Genomic DNA, 18,067 nt, shown 5'->3' with positions numbered 1-18,067 from the left:
AGATAACGCGCGACGACTAGTAACGGCTGGCAGCCAGACAAGGCATCGTCATCAGCAGACCAGCCGCTTCGCCCTGGCGCCAGCAATCCCGTAAAGCTTCCAGAGCGCTAGACTCGCCGTTCTCTTCGCAGCTCTCCAACCAAACAGCGTGAGCCTCAATCAGCGCTCGGTGATGCTCGCCCCAGGCACAGGGCTCCGCCGCCATCAGCTGGGTCAAGCGCTGAGCATAGTGGCGGGCTGCGGAAGGGCGATGGTCAAGCAAGCTAACCTCCGCCGCCGTGACCAAAAAACGGTAGCCGTTGTGCCCCACGCAGCCAGCATCCAGCAACGCTTCACCCTGTTGCAGCGTCTCCAAGCGAGCCTCTGGATCCTCTTCCAACAGCGCCCGAGTGCCGAGCACCCAAGGGCCAATAAAGGCCGTCAGACGGTGCTGTTCCACCAACTGCCAGGCACGCTCGATACTGGCTCGCGCCTCAGCCTGTCGTCCGGTGATCAGCTCGATACGGGCACGGCTCTCCAACAGAAAGGCCTCGAAGCGCCCTGACCCCAGGCCGCGAGCCACTGCCAGCGCCTGTGTAACCTGCTCGTCGGCCGCATCGGGATTGCCCTGGGAAATCAGAACCCAAGACGCCGTTAGCCGAGCCACCACTTCAGCACGCCGATTGCCAACACGCTTGCCCAGCTCAGCAGCATCGAAACAGTCGGCCAACGCCGCCTCGGTCTCGTTAGCATAAAGACGAGCCGTACCCAGCATGAACAAATTAGAGGCCTCTAGGTCAGCGTGGCCGTGAGTTCGGCAGAGTGCCACACAGTGGTCGAAAAGCTCGTAGGTGCTGCGCATCTGCCCCTCGGCATAATGCGCATCGCCCAGCCCACTCAGGGCCTGGATTTCGGTATGCACATCGCCACCCAATCGGGCCTGCTCTAGTGCCCGAGTGTGGTAGGCCCGGCTGGTGGCAAAATCGCCCCGGGGGAAATAGAGATTACCTTTTAGATAAAGCACTTCAGCTAGGGGCAAAGGGTCTTTCAGCATCTCGGCCAGGGGCAACAGTCCATTGAGTATCGCTTCTTCTGCCTCTAGGGCATCGAGCATGTTCAGCACCCGGGCTAGCCAAAGATCCGCGGTAATGCGCTGACACTCCTCTCGGGCGAACGTGCGCGCCGTCTCGAAGTGCTCGCGAGCCGCCTGGATGCGCCCGGTCGCCATCGCCACTTGGCCTTGCAGCAGCACTAACCGGTACTCATCCTTCGGCGCATAATCGATGGCTCGGCATTGTCTCAGCAGCGCCATGGCTTCCTCATGCCGATAACGCAGCATTTCCGCTGCCACCGCCTCCAGGAACGCATTCGGTGCTTCCAGGGAACGTGCACGGTGAAGATGGCGCGCACGTAGCCCCAGTTCCGTTTCACCATAGAGCTCGGCCAGCCGGAGATGCAGGCGGTCGCGTTGTATTTTTGGAATCCCTTCGTAGATGCCCTGCAGAATCAGGTCATGCACAAAGCGATAGCTCCCCTCTTCCAGCGGGCGTACCAAACTGTAGCGCTGGGGGAGTTCAGGTCGATAATCGGCCTGCCCCACCACTTCCTGCAGCAACGCTAGGGAGAAGCGCTGCCCCATAACGGCGGCGACGCACATGGCCCGACGATCCAGATCGGTGAGCTGATCCAGCTTGGTCTGTACCAGATTAGCGAGGCTGGCTGGCAAGCTGCAGTGGGGATGAAACAGCAGCAGTTGAGTCAGAAACAGCGGATTGCCCTGGGCCTGAGTGACAAGGCGGGAGGCATGCTCGGTGGGAACCGCTCCGAAGCTGGCTACCAGGGCCTCGGCCTCTTGGGGGCGCAATGGAGGAAGTTCGATCAGGGTTAGCGGCGACTCAGGCAACTGTGGCCTTAGACGGGTCTCTAGTGGGTCCTGCTCTAAGCGTGAGGTAAACAGCCAGATCACCGGCGCTTCCAGGGTCTCCTGGAGTAGCCCAGTCAGGGTTCCCAGCAGCGCCTCATCGGCCCAGTGAAGGTCTTCCACCACCAGCAATTGGGGGCGATGAATAGACCGCGCCAGGAGAGTGTCGCGCAGTGCCAGAACCAAACGCTGGCTGCGGGTCTCCGGGGTCATGGCCGCATAGAGACGCTGCGCATCCTCTGGCTGAGCCAGCCCCAGCAAGGGGCGCAGCAGCATGGCATGATCCACGGGCAAACGCAGCGCCGAAAGGCGAGCGAGCAGGCTCGCTTCGTCTATCGTTTCACCTTTCGTCTCATCGGACGTTTGAAGCAGCGAACGAGTCAGCTGCATCAACGGGCCTTCATCGGCACGCGTGCCGAAGTCCAACACCTCGGCCTGATGATGATCGGCATGCGCCGCCGCCATCTCGGCAAACTCGGCGCTGAGACGCGTCTTGCCGATGCCCGCCACGCCGCGAATATAGATCAGATGGCCAGCCTGATAGTCACAGGTACTCTCTAAAATGGCCTGCAGCTGCCCCAACTGCACCCGGCGCCCTACCAGTTCGAAGCGGGCCTCCTGAGATTCGTCTCGGGGATGGCGGTAGCGCAGCCAATCCCCGCCTTCATCATCGAAGATAAAGCGTTCCGCCAACTGCACCGCCACCCCGCGCTCAACCCAGACACCGCTCCGCTCCTCCGCTATCGAAGGGGGCGTAGCGGACGGCCATTGGCCAGCCTGGAGATATACGACCTTCGCCACTCCCTGTTCCACCAGGGTCGCGGCGCACAACAGGCCCCGCTGGGCATCGCTACGGTAAGCCCGGGGCAGCCCAAACAGAGCCGTCCCTTCTTCCGCCAGGCTGCCGCCGAAATGCTGAACCCAGGTCGCCAGGGTTGGCTGGTCAGCCACCACGGCATGCAATTGAATCAAGACACGCGCGCTTTCCATCTCCTCGCTATCAGCGGCAGGCACAGCGGCGGCCTCTTCCGCATCCACTGACAACGCCTCAACCTCGACGCCGTAGATCTCAGCCAAGTGGCGAGCGGTGCGATAAAGCACCGCCCGCCCACTCTCGGCCCGTTTAATCGAAGCAATAGAAACGCATAGGCGCTGGTCGAAGCAGTACTCGGCCAGCGCCTCCTGACTAAAGCCCAGCCGTTTGCGGTGCTGCTTCAAGCGCTGGCGATCCAGCCGCAAACGCCCATCTTGGGGAGCGATCATGATTGCCTTCCTTTCTCGAACACGCGGGAAATGTCGACCATGGCACTGCATCACGCTTTACATGAAAAATCGGCGTGCAAAGACTGGCTAGCTTTTGTGCAAGCCTATGGTTTTTTAGTATTAGATGGAACTAAGCCTAGCAGATTACGAGCTAGTGCAGAGCAAGCGGCACTAGTTTTGAGGAAAGATGAGCAGAAATACATAGACCTACCACCTCGCCCATTCAGCTCACAGGATGAGCCGATTATGGTTTATATTCGGCTCATAATATAGCCAGATACTAACTGGAATTTGGTAGAATAGAATCAGTAGCAGAAAAAGCTTGATGCAGCTATGGCTGACGGTCATGCGTAGCGCTAAAACCAACATTAAAGAGGCAATTAGATAGCCAAAAGACTCACCCCGTTTGTTATTGCCTATGATTTTGATGGTACTGAAGGCCGTTACTACACGATTTATCTTCTCGACTGGCTCCCACTAGTGCTATCCATTCTGGAGGTAATCCTGGTTATTCAGGGGCCTTCCAGGCCAGCCCAGGAAATCGGCGTATCGCATAAGATGATTTACGTTCTTTACGTGCAGATTTTACATATACTGACGTGCGGGCATTCGTGGATTGGGTCATTGAACGCATACAACTTGCCGAGCCACGGTGGCAAATTAGCAATATCATTTAAAGGTTTGCGCTCGCCCCCTGTTGTCCGGCATACGGCCTTTACCTAGGCAAAGCGATGCTTCGCAACGTGGGTACTACAGCTCACGGCTCCACACCTGACCGACAAGATCCTTGCCGAAGCTGTGATGGGGCGTTTCCTCAACCAGTTCGAAACCCGCCCTTTCATAGATTTTTCGCGCACCAATAAGAACGCTGTTGGTCCACAAGATGATTTTTTTATAGCCAGCTTGGCGGGCGAATCTTAGGCATTCATCGACAAGACGGCCACCTATTCCAAGACCTCGGGCGCAGGGATCGACATAGAGTAACCGCAGCTTTGCGGTCGCTTCGTCCTCCCTAACGACGAACACGGAACCAACGACACTTCCTTGCTTCTCGACGACCCAGCACCGTTCCCATTGCGGGTCATAATCACGCAGATACTTGGCGACGATGTCTGCTGTCAGTGCTTCATATTCACTGTTCCAGCCGTACTCTTGGGCATAAAGAACCGCCTGCCGATGGACGATCCATCCCATATCGCCCGGCTGCGGGTCGCGCAGCAGGTAGTTCGAATCGGTATCGCCAAGCAGGCTCTCAATTTGATGCATCGCCTCGATCAACTGGTGTTGCTCAGGCTCCGAAAGCCGCTTGAGCATGGCAACAACTTCGCGCTGGGACGCATCACTCAACGGCAGGTAAGTTTCCCGCCCATGATCAGTCAATTGCAGTTGCGCCGCCCGGCGATCGGAGGGCAAGGGGATCCTGGTGATGAGCCCCTTCTTCTCGAAGCCTTTCAGCACCCGGCTCACGTAACCGGCATTGAGCCCCAGCTCCCGGCAAATATCCGAGCTGGTAAGCATCGGCCGATGCGCCAGTCATGCGCATTGACGACATGAGCATCGACCAGTTGCTGGAACTGAATCAATACATCTGCCGGCGAATTGATGAACTGCGTGACCGGGAGAACCTCCAGGCGCTGAGCCAGTTGCGGGTGGGCCTGAAAGTGACCTTCGAGAGCCGGGAAGGCCCCGTGCTGGGGATTGTCACCAAGATCAACCGCAAGAGCGTGATCGTGCTGGATGAGGATGGCAGGAAGCAGTACAAGGTCTCGCCGGAGTTATTGAGACCTCTCCGGGACGTGAAGTAGGTCAACTACGTCTTGGAATGAACGCTTACTGCTTACCGCGATAATCCAGCGCATACTGTTATGTCGGTATTGGTCAATCAGCTGATGTGCCTTGGGTGTTTGGCTGTTCACGACGACATGGCTTTCGCCTTTGAAATGCAAAAGCGCGGCAATTTGATGGGCATGCTCAATGTCTGTCGCAACAACTAGGCCACCAGCATTTGGCACGCTGCTCCGCTCCTGGTTTAGTCGGTCTATGCCTAGGTCTAACACAGCATTCAGGACATCGTCGTGTCGTAAGAGGTCTTCGTAGCTGATTGGCGACTCACCAAGCAACTGTTGAAAAGATGAAAAAGCTCTTACCGACGCTGTATTCTCTGTTTCTTCGGTCAAGCGGATCAGTGGGTTGTCGATTAGCGTAATGCGTGGCAAGCGACATACGCCATCGTAAACAGCCGTTTGGAGGTCATAACGATAATCGCAGATCAACTTACCTTCTGGATTACTGTAGCGAGCTAATGCAATAGGCAAGTCATCCGAACGCCAGGGGGTTCCTGATAGCGCTAACGTGTAAGTGGCCGCATTTTGGATACGTTGAATTATTTTCTGGCCCCACGTATTGCTGAGGAGCGGATCGTGGCCTGCGCAGTGATGCATCTCATCAAAAATGGTCAATGTGCGATATTTTGTGAATAACGTCCAAAAATCCTCAGGATGATGCTCCATGGATTGGTAGGTGTAGGCAGCCCCTACCGATGCAAGCGTATCGCCAAACCGCTGATATAATACGGCAGTAAAGGTGCGTTGTATGCCAGCGACTACTTCTCTCGTTGGCGCAAAGCAGATCACAAAATCAATACGCTCTTCTTCAAGGAGCCAGTGGGCAATTTCGGCTGCTAATCGGGTTTTTCCACTCGCAGGCGTTGCTTGCACGAAAAAGTCGACATGATTTAAGTAGTGAATCTTCGCTAGCTCTAAGCACTCTGCTTGCCATCTACGCAAACGCCTGCTCATGTACCCCCCAGTCGATGAAGCGATTTTTCTAATGCACGAACTCGGCCCATTAAGCGTGCACTCCGGTCATAAGCGTCACGATGATCAACAACGATACCAGGCTTAAGTTCAGGATACTCATCCATAAGCTCTCGGAATGCCTCGACCTCACCCAGCGTAGAAAGAAATTCACTTTGCGTTTCCTTTAGCTCTTTCTCCAAGGCAAATTGGCTAGCAGCCTTTTTAGCATTGGTGCTCGGTTCACAATCGTCTTGTTCCTTTGGGAAGGTGGTTTCTTTTGCTGTTTCATTGTCGGCTTGCGGCACGAGCCGCTTATGCCATCTTTCAAATCTCTCACCATCAAGGCATAACCCAGCTCCGTTTATTAAAGGCAAGGAATGATAGAGCTGATCGCGTTTGCGTTTTTCACGGTCCTTCTCCACCAAACCTGCGTTGATTAGCTTCTTGATTCTCTCGTAGATAAATCGCCGCAAAGCAGGGCGGTGTTTGGCCGGTATGACATATTGGTCTGCGTACTGATCACGGAGGCTGCGTATAGTGAATCGAGCGTTTTCGGGTGCTATTAGAAGCTCAAAAAGGCGCTTATCAATCGAAGGAAGAAGGGTCGACATGATCATCACCGTAGGGGAGGAAAAAACGAAATGCGGATTATAGTCCGTGGATAGGTAGGCCGCAACGAAGGATAGTCCGTTTCAAAAGGAAATGAGGCGGGTATGGAAGGACTAGCAGAGGCACTAGGAAAAAAAATCAGGAAAATACGAAAGGAAAAAGGCTTCACCCAAGATAACGTTGCCCTTGGGTCACGTATCGATCGCAGCTATATGGGGAGGATCGAGCGGGGAGAGGTCAATATCACCGTTGAAAAGCTATATGAGATTGCTGAAGTGCTCGGCTGCGAGCCGGCCTCACTTCTCCCTGCCAAAGACACTTGGTGATTGTATTCAGGAGTCGAATAGTGGCACAGGGCAACGCCCTGTTACATTGGAATATGCGTTATTGGGTTTCTTGATTGAGGTGGCGCTGGCAAAACGGTAAATAGAAGAAGCTATCGATGCTACCTGGTTATCCCGTTCAACCTTTTTTCGAAGGAAAGCCAACTACTTTTTTATTCTCCACGATGGCTCGTAGACGCTGATTCTCCTCGACCAGAGTGGCCATTTCAGAAGCCATGTCTTGGTTAAGTTCGCGGGTATAAATATACTCCTGTCTTAGCTCTCTGTACTTGGCTCTCAGTTCTTTGAGCTCGGTATTCTTCTCATTTCGTTGTACTCGGGCAGCCTTGTTTCCGGCCTCCCGAATACGTTCTGCAAGACCAGGGTGATTATTGTGAATGGTTGCTCTGCTGACCCCAGCTTCCTCAGCCACAGACTGGATGCTCAGCTTGCGCCCCGGCTTAACCACCTTTGGACGTCCTTTCTCTATCCGTACAATGGCCTGGCGTATTGCCTTTGCCGTCAATTCGCCCCGTGTAAAAGCTTGCTTAGGTGCTTCAGGTTGCGACATGAGCCAGATCCTCTTCAGTTGCCCCAAGGTCCTTCAGGACCGCCTCGCAGCGCTTAATGTCACGCTCGACCCGCTCGGCTCCTCCAGGTCCAATGTCTGTGAGATCGCGCAACTCGATTTGCTGAGCATAAATACCCTGCCACACCGGCTTCCGTGACTCATCGATGACCGCATTGCCACAGTCAGCACAACGAGTTTTCTCGACGCCCTGGCCACCAATGCAGCCTCCTGTATCGGCGGTACACCACGCCACTCCAGTAGCCCGAAGATGAACCAGAGGGCTGATTGTTTTGGCCATCTCAACACGATCCACCTTGGTGGCCAGATCTTCGTTCTTTGTGCGGAACGCCCGAATTGGATCGGCCGCACCACCTACTAAAATGGCATCAGGCTCCAGCCAGTGCTCCAGAAGATCGGTCTTGATGCTCAGTGCGGCCAGGCCCACACTGTCGTAAAGCTCGGCATCTTGCAGTCGGGACATAGCGTACAGAGTGGTCATGTCTAGCGACCAGTGTTGGAAATGATCCCGCAAGTAGCGAAGATCTCCAAAGGCGCTGTGAGCCGCGTAGACCGCGAAGGTGCGACGGAACTGATGCGGCGCAAAGTGCCAGTCCAATCCACACTGAGCAGCAAACACATTGAGGCGGGAAACCGGAGCATCTTTGGAAAGCGTTCTAATCCGATTGTTCTTTTTCAATGTGGCCGCCAGGAATAGGCGACGGGCATGCCCCCTCAACCTGGCAATTTCGGGGTGCTTAGGGTTTTGGGTTCGCAGGTCGAATATACGTTGCTCCAGTTGCGCTTGCAGCGGACGCACAAGGCGCTCAGACACGGTAAGAGCGCGGTGAGTAATCTCGGCCACAAGCCACTCACAGGCTCCCGCGCCCGTCTTGTAAGAGGTGCCACGCATCCAGTGGAAGGGTTCACCATCTTCATCAAGCGTTTTGAACGCGCATTGATTTTCCAGTGATAACAGTTCGGATACGCGGATACCGCTGGTTATCAATATGATGCACATACACGCCGTTTGAAGGTGTTGCTCCGCTGTGCGGATTTCGCTTAACGTCCAGCCGAGTTGTTTCAAATCCGGTTGCATGAACCACCAACTCCGGCCTTCTGACTTCCAGTCTTCTACCTGCGCACTGAGACTGATGATCTCATCGGCTCTATCCAGCCATTCAACCGCCGATTGGAACAGCGGCCGCAGGATGTCGTCCGGGATGATTTCGGTCTTCGCCTCCTGGAGCTGAGGACTGCCTGGCCCAGTCAACCTTGCAAGATGGCTTGCTGACGATTCCGGCCAGGGGGGGCGCATGGGGTCACCGGACTGCTGACTGAGAATATGGAGCGTCTCTACAGCCGCGAAACGAACCCTCAGTGCTCCACCTAAAATCGAATTTCCTTTTTTGCCCTTTAGTCCTTTGCAGAATTCCACATATTGTTGACTGATCAGCGGCGTCACGTCACTCAGTCGGACTATTTGCTGGTCATGAAGCCAGGTTAAGAAAGGTGTCACCTTATTGAAAAACTGGGAGATTGTGCTGCCTTGGGGACGACTGCGGCCTTCAATGCCGGTCAGGATGTAGCGGGCCATGCAGGTCAGCAGCGTTTCTCGAAACGGCAGAGGAATACTCAAGAAGTTTAGCTTCATCTGGGAATCGTGCGTTCCTGCCGAGAAAAGGCTGTCAGGCAGAGTCCAGACATTATCGCCAAAGCGACTCAGAACGTGGTAGGTGCCATCTTCCAGACGCATGCCGGTAATGACAGCGTTTGGATCAATGGTTCCTGTTTGGATGGCATGAAGAGTTTTGAGTTGCTCTGCACGGAATTCAGCTGTGTTCATGCTACGCCCTCCAGCTGTTCCGGATCGCGCCAGAAGGGGTGCGGATCGACCTTTGCCCGCTGTCGTTGAATGCCCACCAGTTCGGCATCAAATTGTGGTGTGATCTCCTGGTCGATGATCCTGATGATGTGGCCATAAACCTGTTTCCACGCACTAGCACCCATTTTCTGGCGCATCTTGACCAGCAACCAATAAAAACTGAAGACACGATATAGATCATCCCCCGTCACAACGAATGACCGACAGCGAAAGCAAGCCAGGAACTTCTGGCAGTGCTCGCCATTTTTGGGCGCACGCTCACCGTTCAAGGTGTCTCGACAACGGGCTACCGGCGTGTTCTGGGTCGGCAGGGGCGCAACCTTACCTTGATCCAACAGTTCTTCGGTCCGGATCTCACCCATGAGTCGCCATTCTTTCTCGGCGCTTTCCGGGGCCTCAAGATAGTGGTTGTCGGACACCTTCGGTGTATGGCCACCGAGCCTTGCTGTTAGGAACGGGTCTTGGCCGGATAGGGTAAACAGCCGGTTCTCAAAAGTCTTGCGCAGTCGCATGATGTTGAGCTTCAGAGGCTTGCCGTCAGCATCGGTTATCTGATGCTGTGCGATGAATATTTTAATGCCGGCAGCAAGATTTATTTGTGTCAAACGGCACATTTCCCCGGCGTTTATCTTGGCTCGGCTCTCGTAAACAAACAGCAACTCCGGGTAGTTACTCGCTTGTCGTGGCATGGCGTTGCGCTCGCGCACAAGATCAATGATGCGGGCCACGTCAGGCAGCGCTGAAACCATCGATTCAACATCGGCAGCGCGACGTAGGCTTTGAATGTGCGTGGCGTTGCCGCGACGCTTGAAACTGACCAGCACGTATCTTTCTGGCTTGACAGGATGGGACTGAAGGCAGTCGGTTAGAAGTTCCAGAGCGGGGGCCGGGTTGATCCCCGTGCGCGCTGCAATGGCCAGTAGACAGACGATAAGTTCATTAGAGGCTAGCGAACCACTTCCCTTGATGATCGCTCCCATATCGGCTTTCAGCGCCCGCAAAACACTGCGGCGTTCCTGCTCGCTCAGGGCGGCCTGCGCTTTCGTTGATCGATTGGAGTTCGGAAAGGGATTGCGTGGAAAAATGTCTTTAGCAATCCAGCCTGACTGTCCCATCGCGACCAGTACCGACTTGGTGGCTTGGTATTGGGTCTTCTGATACGCGAAGCTGCCACCCGACTGCAGCAAATAGGCAATGAAATGGTCGATAAACTGACGGCCAATATCATCCAGTCGGAGCTCGCGTCCCAGCGCAGATGCCATCGTGGCGCAGAACGGCAGAAAGGATACCCGCTCGGCTCTATAATAGCTGGCGATAGTAGCCGCGCTAAGTGTTTTTCCGCCGGTTTCGGCGCATGCTCTAGCCATGCGATCCAGTGCGCGTTGAGTGGCATAGACTATGACATCGCAGCCATTTCCGTATTGCTTGGCAAACTCCAGGTTGCGCATACCCCGCGCATTCTCGGGCAAGGATACGACCGTCTTAGACGGAGGCAAGCTAGTGAGATCCAGCGTTTCATCATTGGCGGCTTTACCAGGACGGGAGGCTGTTGACTGGAGTTTTTTTCTAGGCACTGCTGAGCTCCTTGCTTATGAGATCAATTTCACTTTGATAGTCGTTCATTAGCGCATCCTCAAGCTCTGAGAGAGAATGTAGGTATTTCTCAGTGGTTGTGACCGAGGCATGGCCGAGTCGGTCGCGCACGTACAGCAAGGCATGGGTTTGGGCCTTAGATTGCATCATTGCGTATAGAGTGTGCGTGGCGTATGTGTGGCGAAGGATATGGACGTTGATGTAAGGAATACCTGCAGACTTCCCAGCTTTCTTAACGATGCCCAGAAAGGCTGCCCCGTCGTTCGCGTAAGGATGGCCGGATTCCGTTAAGAACAAAAAGGGCTGGGGTTGGCCCGAAATGCTCTCGTGCTGATGGCGACGATCCAGGACGTATTGCCAGAGGGCTTCCATGACAGTACGAGGGACATCGATCCCTCTGGGCTGATTGCCCTTTATAGTCATGTCGCGTGGATCAAGATTGACCCGAATGAACGAACGGTGCTTGGTGTAAGTCACCGGATTGATCACATATTTCAGCGGAAATGTTGCTAGTTCCTCGCGGCGCAGTCCTGTCGTGAGTGCCAACCGCATGATTAGCTTGTGCGTGGAATTGGTGATGGCATTTAGGAGATCAATCGATTGATGTTTGCTTAGCACACGAATTGTGGTTCGTGGTGTCTTCAGCATGACGTCTGCGGTCGTACGCCTCCCTCCACTCGCATCGACGTGAGCGAGGAAGCCTTTAGGTTGCCTAACCGTTACCGTTTCCATGGCATACGGAACAGTTGTTACCCAACCACAGTTGGCGGCATAACGATAGAATGCACAGAGAAGTCGTAGCCGTGCATTCACTGTTGTGGCGGCAAGGCTTCCACCCTCGGGACTCAGGTTCCAGTCACGAAACTCCGCCAGTATCGTAGCTTCTCGGTCATTGCCCACATCACGCCAGTCAATGCCATTCACCTCACACCAGCCAAAGAACTGATACAACGCTTTTCCGTATGTTATCCACGACTTCTTGGATTGAACCCTGCCACGCTTGATCAGGTGCGCTATACAAAAGTCCAACGCTTCCTCAGCAACTTTCCCATTCTTGGAAATAAGGATTGGAAAGCCTGTATAGCTTAGGCCGTTTAATTTGAATTTATTCGTGCTGAAGAAAAGATCCATGCGGGAACTCTAGCAGCATATATCACTTTGGCAAGCGGGAATCATGAAATTACCTGTTTTTGATTTCCGCCACAAGGGCATAAACACGGCACTGCCTTCAGCTTTCTCCTTGCTCACCACGCACAATGGCCGCCCGCTCCTGGGGATTACGCCGCCGCAGGGATGTCTGGGCGATCGCAGGCGGGACATAGGCCGCTCCTTCCAGCGGCGCCACATCAACGCCCGGCGGGACTATTTCGTCGATCCGGTCGAGGATTTCATCGCTTAACTGCACCTCCGCGCCGGCGAGCAGATCGTCGAGTTGCTTGGGCGTGCGGGGGCCGATGAGAGCGGATGTAATCGCCGGATGCGTCACGACGAAGGCCAGTGCCATGTGGGTCAACGACAGGCCCGCATTTTCGGCCAGCGGGATGAGCTGCTCGACAGCGTCGAGGCTGGCTTCGTCGGACATCGCCTTGGGGAAATATTTCGCGCGCAGCGAGTCCGGTTGCTCTCCACCCTTGCGGTATTTGCCTGTGAGCATACCCTTAGCCAGCGGGCTCCACGCCATCGCTCCCATGCCATAACGCTGGCAGGAGGGCAGCACTTCCCGCTCGATTGAACGGTTGAGAATAGAGTAGGGTGGTTGTTCTGTGCGGAAACGGGCCAGCCCGCGTCGCTCGGCGACCCATTGCGCCTCCACGATGGCGGAAGCAGGAACGGTCGAGGCACCGATGGCGCGCACCTTGCCCTCGCGCATCAAATCGGTGAGAACCGACAGGGTTTCCTCGATATCGGTATCCGGCGCCAGCCGATGAATCTGATAAAGGTCGATGTGGTCGGTCTGCAGGCGGCGCAGCGAGTCTTCGACCGCGCGGGTCAGCCAACGCCGCGACCCACCCCGGCGGTTAGGGTCGTCCCCCATCGGGAGAGAAGCCTTGGTGGCAAGGACGACATCGTCTCGCCGCCCCTTCAGTGCCTTGCCAACGATCTCTTCAGATTCGCCCTGGCTGTAGGCATCGGCGGTATCAATGAAGTTGATGCCGAAATCCAGTGCCTTGTGGATCATGCCGACGCATTCATCGTGATCAGCATTGGCGATTTTCCCGAACATCATCGTGCCCAGGCAGTAGGGGCTGACCTGGATGCCGGTACGGCCAAGTTGACGATATTGCATGGTGCTCTCCTCGTATGATGGCAACGGTGCAGGTGAATCATGTTCACAACAGTCGCGGGAGAGATCCCCGCTGCAGAGCGCTTCTGGCATCTGCCATGAGTCGAGTATGGCAAGCCGAAACAGGATGCACTACAATAAATCGTCCGTATTTAGTTTGCAGGTGTCCTGTGTTGCTCGATCCGCTTGCCCAGGTAGTCACGCTCCTTCAACCCGCTACCCCGTTTTCGAAACGGGGTAGCGGCGCCGGTCGTTGGAGAGTGCTCCGCACAGAGGTCGGGCGCCCTTTCTATTGCGCCATTCTTGAGGGAGCATGCCGTCTCAAAGCCGACGGGCACGACGAGATCGCCCTCGAAGAGGGGGATTTCGTGCTCCTCCCCTCCGCGTATAACTTCTCAATGTCGAGCCACTCGCCCACGACCCCCGAAGACATCGTTCATACCTCCATCGTGTTACCCGATGGCGAACACAGGGTCGGCAACCCAGACGACTCTCCCGATGTCCGCTTTCTGGTGGGTTACTGTGTCTTTCGCTCCCCGGATGCGGCTCTGCTCTCGTCGCTGCTCCCCAAGCTTGTACATGTTCGGGGAGTGGATCGGCTGGCCACTCTCATGCAACTCGTCGGCGATGAAGCGCGTGCGCAACGGCCGGCGCGGGATGTGGTTCTGGAACGCCTGCTGGAAGTCCTGCTCATCGAGGCCCTTCGCTCTGTCGGTACGACGGACACCTCGCCCGGGCTACTGCGCGGTCTTACCGACGAGCGGATTGCGATCGCGATCCGCCGGATACATGAGAGTCCCGAGCGCCCCTGGACGGTTGCACAGCTTGCAAATGAAGCGACACTCTCCCGCTCCGCATTTTACGAGCGGTTTGGTCGCGCGGTGGGCATGGCGCCAATGGAGTACCTGCTCGCCTGGCGCATGGCCTTGGCCAAGGATTTGCTGCGCAGAGAAAAAGCCAGTATCGCTGACGTCGCCGAACGGGTTGGCTACAGCTCCGCCAGCACCTTTAGTGTCGCCTTTAGCCGTCATGTCGGGCTTCCGCCTGCCCGTTATGCCCGGGGTGCTTCGTTTGACAGGGTGCTACAGGCCGAAGCCGATAGCTCACCGGAGACCGGATCCATTGCTTGAGCCGAAACTCTCAGGCAAGCAATCGCGGTCGAGCTTAAGGGGGATCGCACCTTGCGTTGATAGGCTTCTACGATCTCGGCGAGCACGGACACGGCAAGCGATGAAGCGTCGCGCATGGAAGGTATCAATCCGACGGGCCCGCGGATGCGGTGAGTCTGTCTCTCGGTAAAACCGATTGACTGAAGCCTCTCACAGCGCCGCGCATGGGTAGCTTTGCTGCCAATGGCGCCGATATAGAAGGCGGCGCCTTTAAGCGCCTGGGCGAGTAGGGCTTCCTCCCAGTCCACGTCATGGAAGGCGAGCAGAAACGCCGTCCATGGATCATCGTCCAGCTTGGGAAGCGCCGAAGGAACCGTCAATAACGTGACACGGCCGGTGCCTAATCGGTGGGCATCCTGGGCTTCGGCAGCGTCGCGGAGGTGCAGCTCGGTGTGGATGCCGCTTGCCGTCGCCAGCCGGGCAAGCGCCAGACTATCGGCGCCGCGCCCGGCGATGCGCAGGCGAAGCTTGGGTATGTACTGAAAAGACAGAGCGCCTGGGGTGGGCACATGCCCCAATCCGAGCGAGCCCGAGTCAGAAAGCGTGATCGTTACCGGCTGGCGCGAGGCGAGCTGATCATGGCAGGCACGCAGAACACTGGGCTGGGCGTTGGGAAGTACGCAAACGTCAATGGCCCCACCGCAGGGTAGCGGCAAATCGATGAACGGTGAGCCCTTGCCGTACCTCAGGCGCTTAACCCGCCCCGTGCTAAGCGCTTGCCGAGCATGATGGGCCACATCCGCGTCGATGCAGCCGCCTGAAATGTAGCCACACCGGTCACCCGTGGCGGACACGGCCATCAGGGCGCCTGGCATGCGCACGGCGCCCCCTTCCGTCGCGGTCACGATAACGAGAGCGGTCTTGCTTTCTCTGCGCCAGTCGAGCCACTGTCCAAGGACATCCTGTGCGTGTTCCAGATACATGGTAGACCTCGTCAATCTGTGGTCGGCTGCGCTAACCCTGAACATGATCGGACAACGGCAGGTGGCGGATTCGTTGCTGCGTAGCGGCAAACAGCGCATTGGCCAGCGCTGGGGCGAGCGGGGGAATACCCGGCTCACCAACGCCGCCTAGCGGCGAGCCGATATCAACGATGCTCACCGCTACCTCTGGCGCTTCCCCGATGCGGAGCAAGGGATAGTCGTGAAAGTTCGACTGCTCGGCGTGGCCGTCACGGATCGTCACCTTCTGCCTCATGGCGGCTCCGAGCGCATCGATGACGGCACCCTGTAGTTGCGCTTCCACCTGGCCCGGATTGATCGCGCGTCCGCAGTCGATAGCGGCATGGACACGTTTTACCTGAATACCTTCATCGTCAGCCCGAGCCTCGACTACCTGGGCAACATAGGAGCCGTAGCTTTCCACCACGGCCAAGCCGCGCGAGATTCCCACTGCCGCAGGCTCGTGCCAGTGCGACATTTCGGCGACCCGGTCAAGGACGGCAAGCATCCTCGCCTGATCGGTGCAGTGGCTTCTGCGAAACTCCAGCGGATCGCGGCCCGCTGCTGCAGCGCATTCGTCCATGAAGCTTTCAAAGAAGAAGCCGTTGAAGGAGTGGGCGATCGAACGCCAGGGGCAAAGCGGGATTGGCAGGTCGACCACTGCATGATCCACGACAAAATTGGGGATGACGTAGCGCATGTCCGACAGGCCGCCGAGCGAGAAGGGATCGAAGTTGGCGAGATTGCCCGTCGACTGCGCCCGCTGCTCCGGATCAATGCCGTATTCGCGGCCCATTTGCGGCCCGGAGACGCGAATGCGCATGCCGGTGATCTGGCCGGCCTCGTTCAGAACCGCCCGGAAGCGACACATCATCGTCTGGCGATACTGGCCCTGCTGAACGTCATCCTCGCGCGCCCATAGCACCTTGACCGGCCGACCATCGACGGCGCGGCTGGCGAGCGCTGCCTGAAGGGCGATCTCGCCGTGGGTCTTGCGCCCGAAGCCACCACCCAAATAGGTGGTATTGATAAAAAACCGGTCAGCCGGTATCTGCATCGCATTCTCGAGCGTCATGCGTACGACGTCCTGGCCCTGTGTGCCGATCCATAGTTCTGTTCGTTCCTCGGTGGACTCGGCCGTGCAGTTGATCGGTTCCATGCTGGCATGAGTCAGAAGCGGCACCGAGTATTCGGCCTCGACGACCTGGCCGTCGTCCGATAGGGTTGCCTCAGCCTCGCCCCGCAGCGTGGTGACGGGGGCATCGGTTCGATCCAGTCCCTCGCGAAGCATTGCATTTATCTCATCGGTGGAAAGCGTGTCCGCCGGTGTTCGTGTGAAGGTGATATCCAGGGTGTCGGCTGCTTGTTTGGCCTGCCACCAGGAGTCGGCAACCACCACCATGCCGCGCGGCACGCTAACCACGGCGACAACGCCCGGCATCCCGGAGACGCTGCTCTCATCGAATGTCTCGACATCGGCGGAAAAGACCGGGGCGAGTCTGACGGCGCCATACAGCATGCCTTCGCGCTCGACGTCTATCCCGTATACGGCTTTGCCTGCCACCTTTGCCGGGGTATCGAGACGCGCTACCTTGCGCCCGGTCAGCGTGCGTTCGCTATCGGGTCGGAGGGTTGGATCCTCAGGCATCGGCAGCGCCATGGCGTCTTCCACCAGGTCACCGAAGGGAATCCTTCGGCCGCTGTCGGCGTGGACAATGAAGCCGTTCTCGGCGTGCAAGGCTGCCGCTGCTACGTCTAGACGCTCGGCCGCCGCCTGGGTCAGCATTTGCCGTGCCTGGGCGGCCGCGCGGCGCAGCGGGCCGTGCCAGAAACGGATGCCGAACGAACCCACAGAGCGCATCTGGCCGATGAACGGAATCCTGTAGTCGTCGGAGAGCTGATTCGGCATGCCGACAGTAATACTCGACCAGTCGGCGCCCAGCTCCTCGGCGAGAATCTGGGCCTGGCCCGTGTGGGTGCCCTGGCCCATTTCGCTCGTGGGTAGCAGGAAGGTCACCTGGCCGTTCGTGTCGATGCGGATATAAGCGTGCGAAAAGAGTGAATCCTCTTCCTCTCGTGCCCAGGCCGTGGGGAGACGAAGGGGAATGATGAGCGCGGCGCCTGCCACTAAGGTGCCGCCTAGAAAGGCGCGACGGCTAAAGGATAAATGATGTGTTTTCATTGTTGACCTGTCCTTTCCATAAGTCTTGAGGTGATACGGTGCCGGTTAGCTTTCGGCGACACGGTGTATGGCCGCCCGGATGCGCACATAGGTGCCGCAGCGGCAAAGATTGCCGCTCATTGCGTCATCGATCTGCGCATTGGTAGGGCGCGGATTGCGCGCCAGAAGCGCAGCGGCGCTCATGATCTGACCCGACTGGCAGTAACCGCATTGCGGGACGTCCAGTTCCACCCAGGCCTGCTGGACGGGGTGCGAGCCATCTTCGGACAACCCTTCGATCGTGGTGATGGATCTGCCTTCGGCGCCAGATAACGGGAAAACACAGGCACGCACCGGCTCTCCATCCACATGCAGCATGCACGCACCGCATTGCGCGATGCCGCAACCGAACTTGGTGCCGGTGAGTTTTAGTTGCTCCCGGATCACCCAGAGAAGCGGTGTACCCGGCTCGGCGGTAACGTCTACCGCGCGTCCGTTGATCGTAAATGCTGTCATGGGGGGCTCCTTGGCCTCATTTCGGGTCGTAGCATGGCAGGGTTGTTGGCTCTTCTC

Annotated in this window: 15 protein-coding genes; 3 read left to right on the top strand and 12 right to left on the bottom strand. The window is 56.9% G+C overall.

Annotation, left to right across the window (positions count from 1 at the left end; translation table 11 throughout):
* Positions 1–16: 16 nt before the first annotated feature.
* Positions 17–3,163 carry an ATP-binding protein gene (locus tag HALA3H3_RS02840; protein ID WP_022519772.1) on the bottom strand — a complete coding sequence of 1,049 codons (3,147 nt, stop codon included), beginning with the start codon at positions 3,161–3,163 and terminating at the stop codon, positions 17–19.
* Positions 3,164–3,913: 750 nt separating this feature from the next.
* Positions 3,914–4,696 carry a bifunctional helix-turn-helix transcriptional regulator/GNAT family N-acetyltransferase gene (locus HALA3H3_RS02835; RefSeq protein ID WP_337589068.1) on the bottom strand — a complete coding sequence of 261 codons (783 nt, stop codon included), beginning with the start codon at positions 4,694–4,696 and terminating at the stop codon, positions 3,914–3,916.
* A 2-nt stretch (positions 4,697–4,698) separates the two neighbouring features.
* Between HALA3H3_RS02835 and HALA3H3_RS02830 the strand changes: the two genes are divergently transcribed.
* Positions 4,699–4,968, top strand: a complete 270-nt coding sequence (locus HALA3H3_RS02830; RefSeq protein ID WP_022519664.1) for a hypothetical protein — start codon at positions 4,699–4,701, stop codon at positions 4,966–4,968.
* Here the strand turns inward: HALA3H3_RS02830 and HALA3H3_RS02825 are convergent.
* Both HALA3H3_RS02825 and HALA3H3_RS02820 read right to left on the bottom strand, forming a co-directional pair.
* Complete coding sequence (locus tag HALA3H3_RS02825) at positions 4,939–5,961, bottom strand: DEAD/DEAH box helicase (protein ID WP_022519663.1); 1,023 nt, start codon at positions 5,959–5,961, stop codon at positions 4,939–4,941. The two genes, HALA3H3_RS02830 and HALA3H3_RS02825, sit on opposite strands and share 30 nt — an antisense overlap.
* Positions 5,958–6,572, bottom strand: a complete 615-nt coding sequence (locus HALA3H3_RS02820; RefSeq protein ID WP_022519662.1) for a hypothetical protein — start codon at positions 6,570–6,572, stop codon at positions 5,958–5,960. Before HALA3H3_RS02820 ends, HALA3H3_RS02825 begins: the two co-directional genes overlap by 4 nt.
* 102 nt (positions 6,573–6,674) lie before the next feature.
* On the opposite strand from HALA3H3_RS02820, the gene HALA3H3_RS02815 reads away from it, so the two are divergent.
* The gene (locus tag HALA3H3_RS02815) at positions 6,675–6,896 is read left to right on the top strand and encodes a helix-turn-helix domain-containing protein (protein WP_022519661.1); all 222 of its coding nucleotides are present in this window, start codon (positions 6,675–6,677) and stop codon (positions 6,894–6,896) included.
* Between the two features lie 136 nt (positions 6,897–7,032).
* Here the strand turns inward: HALA3H3_RS02815 and HALA3H3_RS02810 are convergent, their stop codons facing one another.
* The 5 genes from HALA3H3_RS02810 to HALA3H3_RS02790 form a co-directional block, all read right to left on the bottom strand.
* On the bottom strand, positions 7,033–7,464 hold the full coding sequence (locus HALA3H3_RS02810; RefSeq protein WP_022519660.1) for a TetR family transcriptional regulator: 432 nt from the start codon (positions 7,462–7,464) through the stop codon (positions 7,033–7,035).
* Complete coding sequence (locus HALA3H3_RS02805) at positions 7,451–9,307, bottom strand: site-specific integrase (RefSeq protein ID WP_022519659.1); 1,857 nt, start codon at positions 9,305–9,307, stop codon at positions 7,451–7,453. Before HALA3H3_RS02805 ends, HALA3H3_RS02810 begins: the two co-directional genes overlap by 14 nt.
* Positions 9,304–10,920, bottom strand: a complete 1,617-nt coding sequence (locus tag HALA3H3_RS02800) for a hypothetical protein (RefSeq protein ID WP_022519658.1) — start codon at positions 10,918–10,920, stop codon at positions 9,304–9,306. Before HALA3H3_RS02800 ends, HALA3H3_RS02805 begins: the two co-directional genes overlap by 4 nt.
* A complete protein-coding gene (locus tag HALA3H3_RS02795) occupies positions 10,913–12,070 on the bottom strand; it encodes a tyrosine-type recombinase/integrase (RefSeq protein ID WP_022519657.1) in 1,158 nt (385 codons plus the stop codon). The genes HALA3H3_RS02800 and HALA3H3_RS02795 overlap by 8 nt, the downstream gene beginning before the upstream one ends.
* A 97-nt stretch (positions 12,071–12,167) precedes the next feature.
* Positions 12,168–13,226: an aldo/keto reductase gene (locus HALA3H3_RS02790; RefSeq protein ID WP_022519656.1), complete on the bottom strand. Its 1,059-nt coding sequence runs from the start codon at positions 13,224–13,226 to the stop codon at positions 12,168–12,170.
* 167 nt (positions 13,227–13,393) lie between these two features.
* Here HALA3H3_RS02790 and HALA3H3_RS25920 point away from each other — a divergent pair, with 167 nt between their 5' ends.
* A complete protein-coding gene (locus tag HALA3H3_RS25920) occupies positions 13,394–14,353 on the top strand; it encodes an AraC family transcriptional regulator (RefSeq protein ID WP_022519655.1) in 960 nt (319 codons plus the stop codon).
* On the opposite strand, the gene HALA3H3_RS02775 is transcribed toward HALA3H3_RS25920, so the two are convergent.
* The 3 genes from HALA3H3_RS02775 to HALA3H3_RS02765 are packed head-to-tail and all read right to left on the bottom strand — an operon-like array spanning position 14,275 to position 18,010.
* The gene (locus HALA3H3_RS02775; RefSeq protein WP_082116803.1) at positions 14,275–15,315 is read right to left on the bottom strand and encodes an XdhC family protein; all 1,041 of its coding nucleotides are present in this window, start codon (positions 15,313–15,315) and stop codon (positions 14,275–14,277) included. The genes HALA3H3_RS25920 and HALA3H3_RS02775 overlap by 79 nt on opposite strands.
* A gap of 31 nt (positions 15,316–15,346) precedes the next feature.
* Positions 15,347–17,515: a xanthine dehydrogenase family protein molybdopterin-binding subunit gene (locus HALA3H3_RS02770; protein WP_022519654.1), complete on the bottom strand. Its 2,169-nt coding sequence runs from the start codon at positions 17,513–17,515 to the stop codon at positions 15,347–15,349.
* A gap of 45 nt (positions 17,516–17,560) precedes the next feature.
* Positions 17,561–18,010, bottom strand: a complete 450-nt coding sequence (locus tag HALA3H3_RS02765; RefSeq protein ID WP_022519653.1) for a (2Fe-2S)-binding protein — start codon at positions 18,008–18,010, stop codon at positions 17,561–17,563.
* Positions 18,011–18,067 lie beyond the last annotated feature (57 nt).

It is taken from the genome of Halomonas sp. A3H3 (assembly GCF_000982975.1).
Taxonomy (GTDB): Bacteria; Pseudomonadota; Gammaproteobacteria; order Pseudomonadales; family Halomonadaceae; genus Vreelandella; species Vreelandella titanicae.
Note: the sequence above shows the minus strand (reverse complement) of the source record. Positions and strands in the feature narration are given on the sequence as shown.

What these genes read in the sequence shown, in the direction of transcription:
- HALA3H3_RS02825 (WP_022519663.1), bottom strand. Translation starts at nt 5,961, where the DNA reads ATGAGCAGGCGTTTGCGTAGATGGCAAGCAGAGTGCTTAGAGCTAGCG.
- HALA3H3_RS02770 (WP_022519654.1), bottom strand. Translation starts at nt 17,515, where the DNA reads ATGAAAACACATCATTTATCCTTTAGCCGTCGCGCCTTTCTAGGCGGC.
- HALA3H3_RS02765 (WP_022519653.1), bottom strand. Translation starts at nt 18,010, where the DNA reads ATGACAGCATTTACGATCAACGGACGCGCGGTAGACGTTACCGCCGAG.
- HALA3H3_RS02830 (WP_022519664.1), top strand. Translation starts at nt 4,699, where the DNA reads ATGCGCATTGACGACATGAGCATCGACCAGTTGCTGGAACTGAATCAA.
- HALA3H3_RS02790 (WP_022519656.1), bottom strand. Translation starts at nt 13,226, where the DNA reads ATGCAATATCGTCAACTTGGCCGTACCGGCATCCAGGTCAGCCCCTAC.
- HALA3H3_RS02810 (WP_022519660.1), bottom strand. Translation starts at nt 7,464, where the DNA reads ATGTCGCAACCTGAAGCACCTAAGCAAGCTTTTACACGGGGCGAATTG.
- HALA3H3_RS02805 (WP_022519659.1), bottom strand. Translation starts at nt 9,307, where the DNA reads ATGAACACAGCTGAATTCCGTGCAGAGCAACTCAAAACTCTTCATGCC.
- HALA3H3_RS02820 (WP_022519662.1), bottom strand. Translation starts at nt 6,572, where the DNA reads ATGTCGACCCTTCTTCCTTCGATTGATAAGCGCCTTTTTGAGCTTCTA.
- HALA3H3_RS02840 (WP_022519772.1), bottom strand. Translation starts at nt 3,163, where the DNA reads ATGATCGCTCCCCAAGATGGGCGTTTGCGGCTGGATCGCCAGCGCTTG.
- HALA3H3_RS02795 (WP_022519657.1), bottom strand. Translation starts at nt 12,070, where the DNA reads ATGGATCTTTTCTTCAGCACGAATAAATTCAAATTAAACGGCCTAAGC.
- HALA3H3_RS02775 (WP_082116803.1), bottom strand. Translation starts at nt 15,315, where the DNA reads ATGTATCTGGAACACGCACAGGATGTCCTTGGACAGTGGCTCGACTGG.
- HALA3H3_RS02815 (WP_022519661.1), top strand. Translation starts at nt 6,675, where the DNA reads ATGGAAGGACTAGCAGAGGCACTAGGAAAAAAAATCAGGAAAATACGA.